The organism is Comamonas sp. C11, from assembly GCF_024496285.1.
Classification (GTDB): Bacteria; Pseudomonadota; Gammaproteobacteria; order Burkholderiales; family Burkholderiaceae_C; genus Comamonas; species Comamonas testosteroni_F.
In genome coordinates this window covers 3,678,653-3,691,647 of the sequence record NZ_CP101743.1, presented here as the reverse complement: position 1 = coordinate 3,691,647, position 12,995 = coordinate 3,678,653, and the positions used below count along the sequence as shown (strand labels likewise).

The following is a 12,995-nucleotide window of genomic DNA, read 5'->3' as shown; positions in this document are numbered from 1 at the left end:
ATTTGCAGGCTTGCCTGCAAGACGTCAGCCCGGCCTGGCCGGACTGACAAACAAGTGCCTCGGAGGCCAGCGAAGTGTGTGCGGGTTGCACACCGCCTTGCGAGCACAAATTCAATAGGAGCATTCATATGCCCAAAATGAAGACCAAGAGCAGCGCGAAGAAGCGTTTTCGCGTTCGTCCCGGTGGTACCGTCAAGCGCGGTCAAGCCTTCAAGCGTCACATCTTGACCAAGAAGACCACGAAGAACAAGCGTCACCTGCGTGGCATTGTCAACGTGCATTCCGGCGATATGGGCTCCATCGCAAAGATGTTGCCTTCCGCAGGCCTGTAATTCACTGACGAACTAGGAGAAAACACATGCCTCGCGTCAAACGTGGTGTAACGGCTCGCGCCCGTCACAAAAAAGTTCTGAATCTGGCCAAGGGTTTCCGCGGTCGCCGTGGTAACGTCTTCCGCGTTGCCAAGCAAGCGGTCATGAAGGCTGGTCAATACGCCTACCGTGACCGTCGTACCAAGAAGCGCGTGTTCCGTCAGCTGTGGATCGCTCGTATCAACGCTGCTGCACGTGAACTGGGTCTGACTTACAGCCAATTCGCCAACGGCCTGAAGAAGGCTGCCATCGAAATCGACCGCAAGATGCTGGCCGATATCGCCGTGCACGACAAGGCTGCTTTTGCAGCTATCGTCGACCAAGTCAAGGCCAAGCTGGCTGCCTGAGGTCACGATCGGTAGTTACTCTTGTAGGACTTTTGCAGACAAGAATCCTCAAAGGCATTTGCCGATGGGCGAGCATCTTGCTTGAACCTGATTGCAGAAGTCGTGTCTTGTTCAGTAGCTGCTGATGCACAAACAGCAAGGGCTAGGGCTTGAAAAGGCACTAGCCCTTGTTTATTTTTACAAGTCGATAAAGAGTCGATATGAACGAGTTGGATTCTCTGGTCGAAAGCGCACAGCAACTGTTTGCGCAAGCCCACACCCCCGCTGATCTGGAAAATGCCAAGGCGCAGTTTCTGGGCAAGTCGGGCAAGATGACCGAGCTCATGAAGGGCATGGCGCAGCTTTCCGTCGAAGAGAAAAAGTCGCGCGGCGCTGCGATCAACGTGGCCAAGCAGGCGATCGAAGCGGCTCTGACCGCCCGCCGCAAGGCCCTGGCCGATGCCGAGCTGCAAGCCCATCTGAAGGCCGAGGTGCTGGATGTGACTCTGCCTGGTCGCCGTCGTGGCGCAGGAGGGCTGCACCCTGTCTCCATCACCATGGAGCGTATCGAGGGCATTTTCGGCTCCATGGGCTTTGACGTGGCCCAGGGCCCCGAGATCGAATCCGACTGGTTCAACTTCACGGCGCTGAACACGCCCGAAGACCATCCTGCGCGCTCCATGCACGACACCTTCTATGTCGAAGGCGGCACCCAGCACGCGCCCAATCTGCTGCGTACGCACACCAGCCCCATGCAGGTGCGCCATGCCGTGCAGCATGTGAAGAATTATCGCAACGCGCTCGACGCCGGCCAGACCATGCCCGAAATCCGCGTGATTGCCCCCGGCCGCACTTACCGTGTGGACTCGGATGCCACCCACTCGCCCATGTTCCACCAGTGCGAAGGCCTGTGGATCGGCGAGAACGTGAGCTTCAAGGACCTGAAGGTGGTGTTCACCGACTTCTGCAAGACCTTCTTCGAGCAGGATGATCTGGTGCTGCGCTTTCGCCCCAGCTTCTTCCCGTTCACCGAGCCTTCGGCCGAAATCGACATCCAGTTCCAGAGCGGCCCGCTGGCCGGCAAGTGGCTGGAAGTGGCGGGCTCCGGCCAGGTGCACCCCAATGTGGTGCGCAACATGGGGCTGGATCCCGAAAAATACATCGGCTTTGCCTTTGGCATGGGCCCCGACCGCCTGACCATGCTGCGTTATGGCGTGAACGACCTGCGCCTGTTCTTCGACGGCGACATCCGTTTCCTGTCGCAGTTTCAGTAATTGAAAAGTGAGCTGCTAGCGCATACTCTGAAACGATTTCAGATGGTTTTGATGCTGAAATCCTTGTGAACCGAGCGCTAATAGCTCATCTTTTTGAAATACGCATGCCCAGCCAGTTGCAGACCGCCTGCGGTGCGACTGGCATGAACGCCAAAGAGTCTGACTATGCAATTTCCTGAATCCTGGTTGCGCGAATACTGCAACCCCAATCTGACCACCCAGCAACTGGCCGATACCCTGACCATGGCCGGTCTGGAAGTGGAAGAGCTGGATCCTGTGGCGCCTCCCTTCACCGGCATCGTGGTCGGTGAAATCAAGGAAGCCGTGCAGCACCCCGACGCCGACCGCCTGCGCGTATGTAAGGTAGATATTGGCCAGGTCGATGTGGACGGCCAGCCCGAGCTGCTGAACATCGTCTGCGGCGCGCCCAATGCGCGCGTGGGCATCCGCATTCCCTGCGCCACCGTGGGCGCCGAGCTGCCACCCGGTGCCGATGGCAAGCCCTTCAAGATCAAGATCGGCAAGCTGCGCGGCGTGCAGAGCTTTGGCATGCTGTGCTCGGCCAAGGAGCTGGGCATCGACGAAGACGCCAGCGGCCTGCTGGAGTTCCCCGCCGATGCGCCTCTGGGCCAGAACGTGCGCGAGTACCTGAACCTGGACGACACGCTGTTCACGCTGAAGTTGACGCCCAATCTGGCGCACTGCCTGAGCGTCTATGGCGTGGCTCGCGAGTTGTCGGCCTTGACCGGCACGCCGCTCAAAGCCTTGTCCTTCCCCGCTGCCGCTGTGGCTTCGCAAGACAAGCTGCCCGTCAAGATTGAAGCCCCCGACCTGTGCGGCCGCTTCTCTGGCCGCATCGTGCGCAATGTCAACACGCAAGTGAAGACGCCCCAGTGGATGGTGGACCGTCTGGCGCGCTGCGGCCAGCGCTCGGTCAGCCCGCTGGTGGACATCTCCAACTATGTGATGTTCGAGCTGGGCCGTCCCAGTCATATCTTCGATCTGGACAAGATCAGCGGCGGCCTGAATGTGCGCTGGGGCAAGGAGGGCGAAACGCTCAAGCTGCTCAATGGCAACACCATCAAGATCGACGATTTCCTGAAGGTCGGCGTGATTGCCGATGACAAGCAGGTCGAATCGCTGGCCGGCATCATGGGCGGCGACGCCACGGCCGTGTCCGACGACACCAGGAACATCTACATCGAAGCTGCGTTCTGGTTCCCCAAGGCCGTGGCCGGCCGTTCGCGCCACTTCAACTTCTCGACCGATGCCGGTCACCGCTTCGAGCGCGGCGTGGACCCCGAGTTCACCACCGAGCACATCGAGCGCATCACTGCGCTGGTGCTGGAAATCTGCGGCACGCCCGAGACGCAGGTCGGTGCCATGGACGACCACCAGCCCAATATGCCCGCCTCCAAGGCCGTGCAACTGCGCGTGGCGCGTGCGGCCAAGGTCATTGGCATGGCCGTGACGCAGCAGCAATGCCTGGACGCCCTGAACGGCCTGGGTCTGCCCGCCTCCGTGGCTTCGGAAGGCGTGATTTCGGTGACTGCTCCTACCTTCCGCTTCGACATCAATCTGGAAGAAGATCTGATCGAGGAAGTGGCCCGCATGATCGGCTACGAAAACCTGCCGACCACCAAGCCGCTGGCCCCGATCTCGCCCAAGCTGCGCGCCGAGAACGAGCGCAGCCCCTATGCCGTGCGCCACGAGCTGGCGGGCCTGGGCTACCAGGAAACCATCAACTTCAGCTTTGTAGAAGAAAAGTGGGAGCAGGAGCTGGCCGGCAACAACAACGCCATCAAGCTGCTCAACCCCATCGCCAGCCATCTGAGCGTGATGCGTTCGTCCCTGCTGGGTTCGCTGCTGCAGGTGCTCAAGTTCAACGTGGACCGCAAGGCTCAGCGCGTGCGCGTGTTCGAGCTGGGTCGCGTGTTCTTCAAGGACGAGTCCGTGGTCGACTCCGACACCACCGTCAAGGGCTTTTATCAGCCCATGCGCGTGGCGGGTCTCGCCTACGGCGCTGCCGACCAGCTGCAGTGGGGCAGGGCAGAAGCCAAGGTCGACTTCTACGACGTCAAGGGTGATGTGGAAGCACTGCTGGCTCCGGCCAAGCCCGTGTTCGAGCCTGCCGAGCACCCCGCCATGCACCCCGGCCGCTGCGCGCGCGTGCTGCTGGACGGCAAGGCCATCGGCTTTGTCGGTGAGCTGCACCCCCAATGGCGCCAGGAATGGGATCTGGCCCAGGCTCCCGTGATGTTCGAGCTGGAGCTCGATGCCGTGCTGGCCCGCCAGGTCCCTGTGTTCAAGCCCGTGGCCAAGCACCAGGCAGTGGAGCGCGACATTGCTGTGGTGGTCAAGGAAGCCGTGACCCACGCCCAGGTGATGGAGGCCGTACAGCAAGGTGTGCAGGGCGGCATTCTGCGCTCGGCCGTGTTGTTCGACGTATTCCGACCCAAGAAGCTCAAGGCGGGCGAGGAGGCGGCGCCGGGCAGCCTGGCTCAGGACGAAAAGAGCCTGGCCGTGCGTCTGACGTTGGGCAGTGACACCGCGTCGCTGACCGATGCGGAAATCGAGGCCGCCATGCAGGGCACAATTGCGGCTCTGGTTGAACGCGTTGCGGCTCGTCTGCGCTGATATGTTCAATCCACAAGGAGATCGACCCATGGAGCTTGCCGTAGAGAGCATCGACAGCCCCGCGCTGACCAAGGCGCAGCTGGCCGATCTGCTGTTTGACGAAATCGGTCTGAACAAGCGCGAAGCCAAGGACATGGTGGATGCATTTTTCGACCTGATCTCGCAAAAGCTGGTGGACGGCGAAGATGTCAAGCTTTCGGGCTTCGGCAACTTCCAGATCCGTACCAAGGCGCCTCGGCCCGGTCGCAACCCGCGCACCGGCGAGCTGATTCCCATCGCTGCGCGCCGCGTGGTGACCTTCCATGCCAGCAGCAAGCTCAAGGAGCTGATCCAGGGCGAGAGTTCGGGGTCTTAAGGCGATTGGCACACGGCTGATGCACTGTCAAGCGGAGCATCGGTCACTGAAGAGCTGACAGTCTTGCGTCGCGCGCGGTGCAAGGTCCTGTCAGCTCTTCGCGCTATATTGCTAGGACTTGCGCAAACAGGAATGCATAGCGGGCATTTCTATTTCTATCGACAAAACACCGTGGCTGATCCGGATTTGCGCAAATCGTGATTGCATATCTTTCACCCATTCCTTCACTGACCGCTTGCAACCAGCCATGGCTTCTTCTTTGCCAGCAATTCCCGCCAAGCGCTATTTCACCATCGGTGAAGTCGCGGATCTTTGCGACGTCAAGCCTCATGTGCTGCGTTATTGGGAGCAGGAGTTTGTGCAGCTCAAGCCCATGAAGCGTCGTGGCAACCGTCGCTACTACCAGCATCATGAGGTGTTGATGGTGCGTCGCATTCGCGAGCTGCTTTACGAGCAGGGCTTCACCATCAGCGGCGCACGAAACCGTCTGCGTGAACTGGTGACGGGTCACGGCAGGGCAGTCGAGCCGCAGCCGGTGCTTGTGCATCCGGCCCTACCCCTGCGGGGTGAAGAGCTGGCGCAAAGCCATCTGCTGACTGCAATGCTGGAGCAGGGCCGCTCGGAGCCTGCAGGTGCAATGGGCATGGAGGAGGTCAAAGAAGAGCTTTTGCAGATCAGGGCGCTGCTTTCTCTTTGAAGTCGAATTTCTGTGTATAATTCAAGTCTTCGGAATGTAGCGCAGCCTGGTAGCGCACTTGCATGGGGTGCAAGGGGTCGCGAGTTCGAATCCCGCCATTCCGACCAATTAGACAAGGGCTTCTGACTATTCAGTCAGGAGCCCTTTTTCTATTGCGGCTCAATCCATTGTCAATTGTTCGATTAAGGCTTTGGACGTAGTCTGACTTCACTTTGGAACGCGTACGCTGCTATGGTTGCAGTGCCAGAAGCGGTATTGATTCTTAATTTCTTTGATATAAAGAAGAAATGAAAAGAATTGCCAATTCCCGGTAAAAAATTCGAAGTTCGGCTGGTTGAGTGGTTTTTTGAAACAAATCATTGCATGTCTTGTGCTAGATTTGCAACCGAATCCATTTGTTTGATGGTGTTGCCAGGAGATCTGCCATCAACGCACGGCTTCGCATGCAGGGTTATGCGTCAAGAACACCGGCCGGAAACCGGAGGCTCCGCCTTGCTATCGTGGAAAGGAACATCTCCAAATGCGCTGTGTCTAGCCTGTAGACGCTCCACAGCCTGTCCGCGCGATTTGTTTGGCCAAGGGGTTGGCGATGTCATCCCTTCACCACTGCCATGTGGTGGCTCGTCAAGCAAAAATAGTGAGTTTTTTCGATCAGGCAACAAGCTTGACCTGACCGTCAGTCTCCTGTGCGGTGTTGGCATGACGCCAAAGGCTGTGAGCACGAGAGTTACAGAATTCCATTTTGCGAGTTCTGAGGCCGTATGCGATGCCTTGTCGGGTAGCAGCGAGCCGATCCACATTAACAACCAGCTTCCGCGGGAACGATTTGTAGAAGTCGCACCGATTGCTCTCGCCAATTTGTTGGCGGGCCAGGCGTCGCATTGCCCTGTCGGAGTCAAACAAGAGGGATAACAATGAAATTCAGTCAGATTGCACAAGTGGTAGCCACTCTGGGTGTGGCCTCGTGGGCCATGGGGGGTATGGCTCAGACGACCATGAATGCGCAACAAGCCAACGAGCAGGGTGTTGCACTGCAAAAGGTTGTCGAGCAGGCACTGATGACTCATCCGGAAGTGCAGGCGCGCTTTCAGGATTTCACTTCGTCCGCTGAAGGTCAGAACGTGGCCCGGGGAGGTTGGCGTCCACAAGTCACCGCGCAAGGTTGGGTCGGTCGCGAGTGGCGCAGCCATATTCAGGATGCTCCATCGCAGAATTGGAATCGTCCGGGCTGGAACCTGCAGCTGCGTCAGTTGATCTTTGATGGTTTCACCACTAGCAGCAATATCCGTCAGTTGGGCTTTGAGAAGCTGGCCAAGTTCTACGATCTGCGCGCCACCACTGAAAATCTGGCCAATGATGTTGTCGCCGCCTACCTGGACGTGCAGCGTTATCGCGAAATGGAAAAGCTGGCCCGTGAGAATTTCGGCACGCACCAGGTGACGCTGGGGCAGTTGCGTGAACGCCAGCAGTCTGGCGTGGGCCGCGGTGTTGACCTGGAGCAGGCAAGTGGTCGTCTGTCGCTGGCGCAGACCAATCTGATGACCGAGAGCAACAACCTCAACGATGTGCTGCAGCGCTACCGCCGCGTGGTGGGGGAGTATCCTGCGGCCACGCTGGACCCGGTGCCCGATGTGAGTGCCAAGCTGCCAGCTTCCGGGGTGGCCAAGGATTTCGGCGAGTCGCTGCGCGCGAGTCCGCTGCTATTGTCGAAGCAGGCTCTGGTCCAAGCGGCAGAGGCCGGTCAGAAGGCTGCCAAGGGGGCGCATATGCCCAAGCTCGAGCTGCTGGCGTCCACGGGGCGTGATCGTGATCAGAACTCGCCAGCCTACTGGGATGTGCAGAGCTCGCGAGTGCAGCTGATGCTGACTTACAACCTGTATCGCGGTGGTGCGGACGAGGCACGCCTGCGTCAGACGATTGCCCAGGGCTATGCCGCACAGGACGTGCGCGATTACACCTGCCGCAACCTCCAGCAGGAGCTGTCGATTACCTGGAACAACATGGCCCGCCTGCGTCAGCAAACGCCGTTCCTGCGTGAGCATGTTCTTTCCACGGCCAAAGTCCGAGTGGCGTATCAGCAGCAATTCAAGATCGGTCAGCGTTCGCTGCTGGATCTGCTCAATACGGAAAACGAGTTGTTCGATGCCCAGCGCGCTCTGGTCAACGCTCAATATGACCTGAAAAAGGCCGAGTACCAGTGGCTGACTTTGTCCAGCCAAATTCTGCCTGTGCTGGGGCTTGCGCAGCCGCATGACGACAGCCGTCCGGATGAGCAGCAGGCGCTGAACTTGCCGGATGATCTGCTGCGTAGCTGCAAATCCTCGGTGCCGGACACCAGCAATCTGACGCCTGTGCCCGCCAGCGCGGCGGTTGACCTGGGAGCTCCAGCACAAGCGCCGGTATCTGGTGCGGCTGGCCGCCAGTGATAGCCGGTGGCGCCTGGCGCACCTTTTAGTGGGAGTTGATGAACAAGATGGATAAAAGCGATTCACCACCTTCGGAGCAGTCCTCCCGGCAGGAGTTGTCGGCACTGGATGCGGATTTCATCCGCGTTCTCGAGGACTTGATTGACGCCTTGCTTGCCAATGGGACTCTGCGCTTGACGGATCTTCCGCCGCAGGCGCTGGAGAAGCTGAACCAGCGCAAGCGGGCGCGCCAGCGTATGCGTAATTCGCTGGACTTGATTGATGACGACGAAGAGCTTTTATAGGTTGATTGTTGAAGATGAGCAGACCAGACTTTGAGCCTTCATTGGCATCGAGCAACGGTACGGATGCGACTCAGAAGGCCGGGCAAGGTTCTTTGCCGGAAGCCGCAGCGGCGGCGGAGCAGGCCGGCCCGGCCTTTCTGGGGGCGCGAAGCTCGGCGCGTAAACCGGCGGAGGGCTGGCGCATGCCGGCCCATGAGACTCACGCGGATCCCTTGCTGGATTGCCTGGTGCAGCTCACCAACCTGCATGGCAAGCCCTACACAGCGCAGGCTCTGAGCAATGGTCTGCCGTTGGTGGATCAGCGCCTGACGCCTTCATTGCTGGCTCGGGCTGCGGCTCGCGCGCAGTTCAGCACGCGTATCGTGCAGCGCAGTCTTGACGATGTTCCTCAGGGCTTGCTGCCGGCAATTTTGATTCTCCATGGAGATCGTGCCTGTCTGTTGCTCAGAGCGCTGGAGAGCGGTCGCTTCCTGTTGCAATATCCGGAGTCGGAGAGTCCGGTCGAGGTAGAGGCCCAGGCTTTGCTGCAGGACTACTCGGGGCTGATGTGCTTTGTGCGTCCGCAGTTTCGCTTCGAGCCGCGCTCCGTGCAGCAAGGCTTGGAGCCTCGCAGCAGTCACTGGTTCTGGGCTGTGATCCTGGAGAATCGGCGCCTGTACCGCGATGCCTTGCTGGCAGCCGTACTCATCAATGTCTTCGCGCTGGCAATGCCCTTGTTCAGCATGAACGTGTATGACCGGGTGGTACCCAACAACGCGGTGGAAACATTGTGGGTGTTGGCTATCGGCATTTCTTTGGTGCTGATCTTCAACTTTGTGCTGACGACGACGCGTGCCTATGTCGTGGATGCCGCGAGCAAGCGCGTGGATGTGCAGTTGTCCGCGCAGATCATGGAGCGCGTTCTGGACTTGCGCATGGAGAGCCGACCCGCATCCGTTGGTTCGTTTGCGGCCAATCTGCGCTCGTTTGAATCGGTCCGTGACTTCATTGCGTCTGCAAGTCTTACGACCCTGGTGGATCTGCCTTTCGTGCTTCTGTTTCTGGTGGCGATTGCCTGGGTTTCGCCCTGGATGCTGATCCCGCCTGTGGTGGCGATCGCAGCGATCTTGCTGGTTTCCTTCTGGGCTCAGGCGCGCATGGAGAGTCTGACGCTCAAGACCTTTCAGGCTTCGTCTCAGCGCAACGCGCTGCTCGTGGAGTCGCTGACGAACCTGGAGGCGGTCAAGACGCTCAATGCCCAAAGCGGAGTGCAGCGTCTGTGGGAGAGCTCCACTCAGTACATCGCCTATATGGGGGGCAAGATCAAGTTCATCTCGTCCGGTACGGTGAACTTCGTTCAGACCTTGCAGCAACTGGTCACCATAGCGGTGGTCGTCATCGGCGTGTACCAGGTGCAGGATTCGGCGCTCTCCATGGGCGGCATCATTGCCGCCTCCATGATTGCAGGGCGTTGTCTGGCCCCCTTTGGTCAGGTGGCGGGGCTGATGATGCAGTTTCACAATGCGCGCACCTCGCTCAATTCCATTGACAACTATATGAAGATGCCGGTCGAGCACGAAGCTGAGCGCGAGTTCGTCTCACGCCCGGATCTGCGTGGCGCCATCGAGTTTCGCAATGTCAGCTTCAGCTATCCGGGAAGCGAGCAGGCCAGTCTTTCGGGGGTGAGCTTCTCGCTTCGACCCGGAGAACGGGTTGGCATCATTGGGCGTATCGGTTCAGGCAAAACCACGCTTGAAAAACTGGTCCTGGGCCTGTATCAGCCCAGTGAAGGCTCGGTTCTCATCGATGGCATGGATGCCCGCCAGATAGACCCGGTGGATCTGCGTCGGGCCATCGGGCATGTGCCTCAGGACCCGATGCTGTTCTATGGCAGCTTGAAGCACAACTTGCTGGTGGGGGCTCCATTTGCGGATGAGACAGACATGCTGCATGCGGCCCGCATCGCGGGTGTGGATGATTTCGCGGCGCGCAATCCCAAGGGCTACGACATGTTGGTTGGCGAGCGGGGCGAGTCACTTTCTGGCGGCCAGCGTCAATCCATCGCTGTCGCTCGTGCCCTGATCAACGACCCGGCCATATTGCTGCTGGACGAGCCCAGCAGCAATCTGGACAACCAGAGCGAAGCACAACTCAAGCGTCGCCTGGAAGAGGCTTCCCAGGGCAAGACCATTTTGCTGGTCACGCATCGCACGGCCCTGTTGACCTTGGTTGACCGGCTGATCGTGATTGATGGCGGCAAAATTGTTGCCGATGGAGCCAAGGATCAGGTGATAGAGGCCCTGAAGCAGGGGCGGATTGGTGGAGTAGGAGGGCGAGCATGAGCGAGTCCAAACCAGAAAAAAAGCCGTCGCACTTCAAGGATGCGCTCAAGGCGCGCTGGACGCGACTGGAGCGGTGGCTGCTTGACGGCAGCGAGGTTGTCGGAACGCATCAGCCGGATGACCTCAAGGCAGATGCGCAGTGGGCTGCAGGGCAGCAGCAGGCGCGTGGTTCGCGTCTGTTGATATGGGTATCTCTGGTCACCGTGGTGGTTCTGCTGCTCTGGGCTTGCCTGGGGCGCATTGATGAAGTGGTGCGAGGCCAGGGCAAGGTGGTTCCTTCTCGTCAGGTTCAGGTGGTGCAGAGCCTGGATGGCGGCATCGTCAAGGAAATTCTGGTGCACCCCGGCGAGCATGTGGAGCAGGGCCAGGTCATCTTGCGCATCGATCCAACGCGCTACAGCTCGTCCCTGGGCGAGAACAAGGCCGAACTTCTGGCGTTGAAGGCGAAAGCCGCGCGTCTTCAGGCCCTTGCATCGGGCGAGCCTTTCAAGGCTCCGGAAGATGTGCAGGCTCTGGCACCTCAGCTGGTGGAGATGGAGCGGCGCATGTGGGAGAGCCGTTCCCAGGAGCTCAACACCAACGTCAATATTGCGCGTGACCAGTTGCGCCAACGTCAGCAGGAGCTGCGTGAAACCCAGGCCAACCGCGACCAGGCTTCGTCCAGCTGCAGTTTGACTTCCGAAGAGCTTTCGGTGACTCGCCCCTTGCTCAAGAGTGGAGCAGTGTCCGAAGTGGATTTGCTGCGACTGCAACGTGATGTGGCTCGTTTCTGCGGCGAGGCCAAGGCGGCCGGTGCGCAGATTGGGCGCATTCAGGCTGCGATTCAGGAGGCGGAGCGCAAGATTCAGGAGTCGGAGCTGAATATGCGCAATCAGTCTCGCTCCGAGCTCTCGGAAACCCAGGCCAAACTGGGGACCCTGGAGCAAGGCAAGGTGGCGCTGGAGGATCGCGTCAAGCTGGCCGAAGTGCGCTCGCCCGTGCGCGGCACGGTCAACACCTTGATGGCGAATACCGTCGGCGGTGTCGTGCAGCCGGGCAAGGACATCCTGGACATCGTGCCGCTGGATGACACCTTGCTGATGGAAGTGCAGGTCAATCCGCGCGATATCGGCTTCCTGCATTTTGGTCAGCAGGCCGAAGTGAAGTTCACTGCCTATGACTTTGCCATCTATGGAGGCTTGCAGGGGAAACTGGAGCAGATCGGAGCCAACACCGTTACCGACGAAAAGGGGAACTCCTTTTATGTCGTGAAGGTGCGCACGGAGAAGGCTCACGTGGGCGATGACTCGCGCCCCATCATTCCCGGTATGCAGGCCGAGGTGCATATCCTCACGGGCAAGCGCACCTTGATGCAGTATCTGCTCAAGCCGATTCTGCGTGCCAAGTCCAATGCATTGATCGAACGTTAGTTCATGGATCGCCAACAATTACAAAGGAACTCTATGAATGCCTTGCCTGTATTGATGCTGACTCAGGATGCCACGCTGTGGCAGGAATGGCAGCAGATCGCAGGCCCTCAGTGGATGCCTGCGCGCGGCCAGAGCCTGGCCGATTTGCAACGTTGGAAGCAGCAAGGCCGTACCGTGGTAGTGCTGGATGCAGCCCTGCCATCCTTGCCCGAGTCGACTGCGGCCCGCTGGATTGAGCTGCTGAAGGATCTTCAGGTTCTGGTTCTCAGCAACCGTCCTAGCGATGAGGAGGGCCGAAACTTGCTGTCCCGCGGAGCATGTGGCTATGCCCATGCGCAATCGAGCCCGGAGGTGCTGTCGCGTATGCTGCAAAGCATGGCTGGCGGCAACATCTGGCTCGGACGTTCTCTGTTGCAGCGCTTGTTGCGTGATGTGGACGCCCGTCTGCCTGAGCATGAGTCGGACTGGGCCGAACCATTGTCTGCACGCGAGCAGGAGGTTGCCCGCTATGCATCGTTGGGTGACAGCAATGCGGAAATTGCCGAGCGCATGTCCATCAGCGAGCGTACCGTGCGCGCCCATCTGTCTGCTGTTTTTGAGAAACTGCAGGTGCAGGATCGATTGATGCTGACATTGAAGGTTCACGGTATCGGGCGCAAGCAGCTGGCTTGAACCTGATTTTTGGGCTGCTGATGAATGCATAGCCACCTCCGGTGTTTGCCCCCGGAGTGTCTGCTGCTGAAAAGCCTGAAGCCTGCATATTGCAGGCTTCAGGCTTTTTTGATCTGCAACAGCAGAGATCGAATAAAACAGATCCCGATTGGCTTTGGCGCCAATAGTGCAGTGGGGCCTTGGGTCCTACCATGTCAGCTGAAATATTGGAGAGGTGCCTCTT

General features: G+C 59.2%; 11 protein-coding genes and 1 tRNA gene. All 12 read left to right on the top strand.

The window, feature by feature from the left end; all coding sequences use genetic code 11:
- Positions 1 to 128 precede the first annotated feature (128 nt).
- Complete coding sequence (rpmI, locus tag NOX35_RS16860) at positions 129 to 332, top strand: 50S ribosomal protein L35 (RefSeq protein WP_003053571.1); 204 nt, start codon at positions 129 to 131, stop codon at positions 330 to 332.
- Positions 333 to 358: 26 nt separating this feature from the next.
- Positions 359 to 718: a 50S ribosomal protein L20 gene (gene rplT, locus NOX35_RS16855; RefSeq protein WP_003053572.1), complete on the top strand. Its 360-nt coding sequence runs from the start codon at positions 359 to 361 to the stop codon at positions 716 to 718.
- A 200-nt stretch (positions 719 to 918) separates the two neighbouring features.
- Positions 919 to 1,971 (top strand): phenylalanine--tRNA ligase subunit alpha, encoded by a 1,053-nt coding sequence (pheS, locus tag NOX35_RS16850; protein WP_003069975.1) that lies wholly within the window; start codon positions 919 to 921, stop codon positions 1,969 to 1,971.
- A gap of 165 nt (positions 1,972 to 2,136) precedes the next feature.
- Positions 2,137 to 4,608, top strand: coding sequence for a phenylalanine--tRNA ligase subunit beta (pheT, locus tag NOX35_RS16845; protein WP_256494083.1), 2,472 nt, complete (start codon positions 2,137 to 2,139; stop codon positions 4,606 to 4,608).
- A gap of 28 nt (positions 4,609 to 4,636) precedes the next feature.
- Positions 4,637 to 4,963: an integration host factor subunit alpha gene (locus NOX35_RS16840; protein ID WP_003069978.1), complete on the top strand. Its 327-nt coding sequence runs from the start codon at positions 4,637 to 4,639 to the stop codon at positions 4,961 to 4,963.
- Positions 4,964 to 5,210: 247 nt separating this feature from the next.
- Positions 5,211 to 5,660, top strand: coding sequence for a MerR family transcriptional regulator (locus tag NOX35_RS16835; RefSeq protein ID WP_182283371.1), 450 nt, complete (start codon positions 5,211 to 5,213; stop codon positions 5,658 to 5,660).
- 30 nt (positions 5,661 to 5,690) lie between these two features.
- Positions 5,691 to 5,767: transfer RNA gene (locus NOX35_RS16830), tRNA-Pro, on the top strand.
- An 807-nt stretch (positions 5,768 to 6,574) separates the two neighbouring features.
- A complete protein-coding gene (locus NOX35_RS16825) occupies positions 6,575 to 8,086 on the top strand; it encodes a TolC family outer membrane protein (RefSeq protein WP_182283370.1) in 1,512 nt (503 codons plus the stop codon).
- Positions 8,087 to 8,124: 38 nt separating this feature from the next.
- Positions 8,125 to 8,370 (top strand): hypothetical protein, encoded by a 246-nt coding sequence (locus NOX35_RS16820; protein WP_182283369.1) that lies wholly within the window; start codon positions 8,125 to 8,127, stop codon positions 8,368 to 8,370.
- A gap of 182 nt (positions 8,371 to 8,552) precedes the next feature.
- The gene (locus NOX35_RS16815; protein WP_256496934.1) at positions 8,553 to 10,691 is read left to right on the top strand and encodes a type I secretion system permease/ATPase; all 2,139 of its coding nucleotides are present in this window, start codon (positions 8,553 to 8,555) and stop codon (positions 10,689 to 10,691) included.
- A complete protein-coding gene (locus NOX35_RS16810; RefSeq protein ID WP_256494082.1) occupies positions 10,688 to 12,100 on the top strand; it encodes an HlyD family type I secretion periplasmic adaptor subunit in 1,413 nt (470 codons plus the stop codon). The genes NOX35_RS16815 and NOX35_RS16810 overlap by 4 nt, the downstream gene beginning before the upstream one ends.
- 33 nt (positions 12,101 to 12,133) lie before the next feature.
- Positions 12,134 to 12,772 carry a response regulator transcription factor gene (locus NOX35_RS16805; protein WP_046461485.1) on the top strand — a complete coding sequence of 213 codons (639 nt, stop codon included), beginning with the start codon at positions 12,134 to 12,136 and terminating at the stop codon, positions 12,770 to 12,772.
- Positions 12,773 to 12,995: the final 223 nt, after the last annotated feature.

What these genes read in the sequence shown, in the direction of transcription:
- rpmI (WP_003053571.1), top strand. Translation starts at nt 129, where the DNA reads ATGCCCAAAATGAAGACCAAGAGCAGCGCGAAGAAGCGTTTTCGCGTT.
- pheS (WP_003069975.1), top strand. Translation starts at nt 919, where the DNA reads ATGAACGAGTTGGATTCTCTGGTCGAAAGCGCACAGCAACTGTTTGCG.
- NOX35_RS16810 (WP_256494082.1), top strand. Translation starts at nt 10,688, where the DNA reads ATGAGCGAGTCCAAACCAGAAAAAAAGCCGTCGCACTTCAAGGATGCG.
- NOX35_RS16835 (WP_182283371.1), top strand. Translation starts at nt 5,211, where the DNA reads ATGGCTTCTTCTTTGCCAGCAATTCCCGCCAAGCGCTATTTCACCATC.
- pheT (WP_256494083.1), top strand. Translation starts at nt 2,137, where the DNA reads ATGCAATTTCCTGAATCCTGGTTGCGCGAATACTGCAACCCCAATCTG.
- NOX35_RS16840 (WP_003069978.1), top strand. Translation starts at nt 4,637, where the DNA reads ATGGAGCTTGCCGTAGAGAGCATCGACAGCCCCGCGCTGACCAAGGCG.
- NOX35_RS16820 (WP_182283369.1), top strand. Translation starts at nt 8,125, where the DNA reads ATGAACAAGATGGATAAAAGCGATTCACCACCTTCGGAGCAGTCCTCC.
- NOX35_RS16815 (WP_256496934.1), top strand. Translation starts at nt 8,553, where the DNA reads ATGCCGGCCCATGAGACTCACGCGGATCCCTTGCTGGATTGCCTGGTG.
- NOX35_RS16825 (WP_182283370.1), top strand. Translation starts at nt 6,575, where the DNA reads ATGAAATTCAGTCAGATTGCACAAGTGGTAGCCACTCTGGGTGTGGCC.
- NOX35_RS16805 (WP_046461485.1), top strand. Translation starts at nt 12,134, where the DNA reads ATGAATGCCTTGCCTGTATTGATGCTGACTCAGGATGCCACGCTGTGG.
- rplT (WP_003053572.1), top strand. Translation starts at nt 359, where the DNA reads ATGCCTCGCGTCAAACGTGGTGTAACGGCTCGCGCCCGTCACAAAAAA.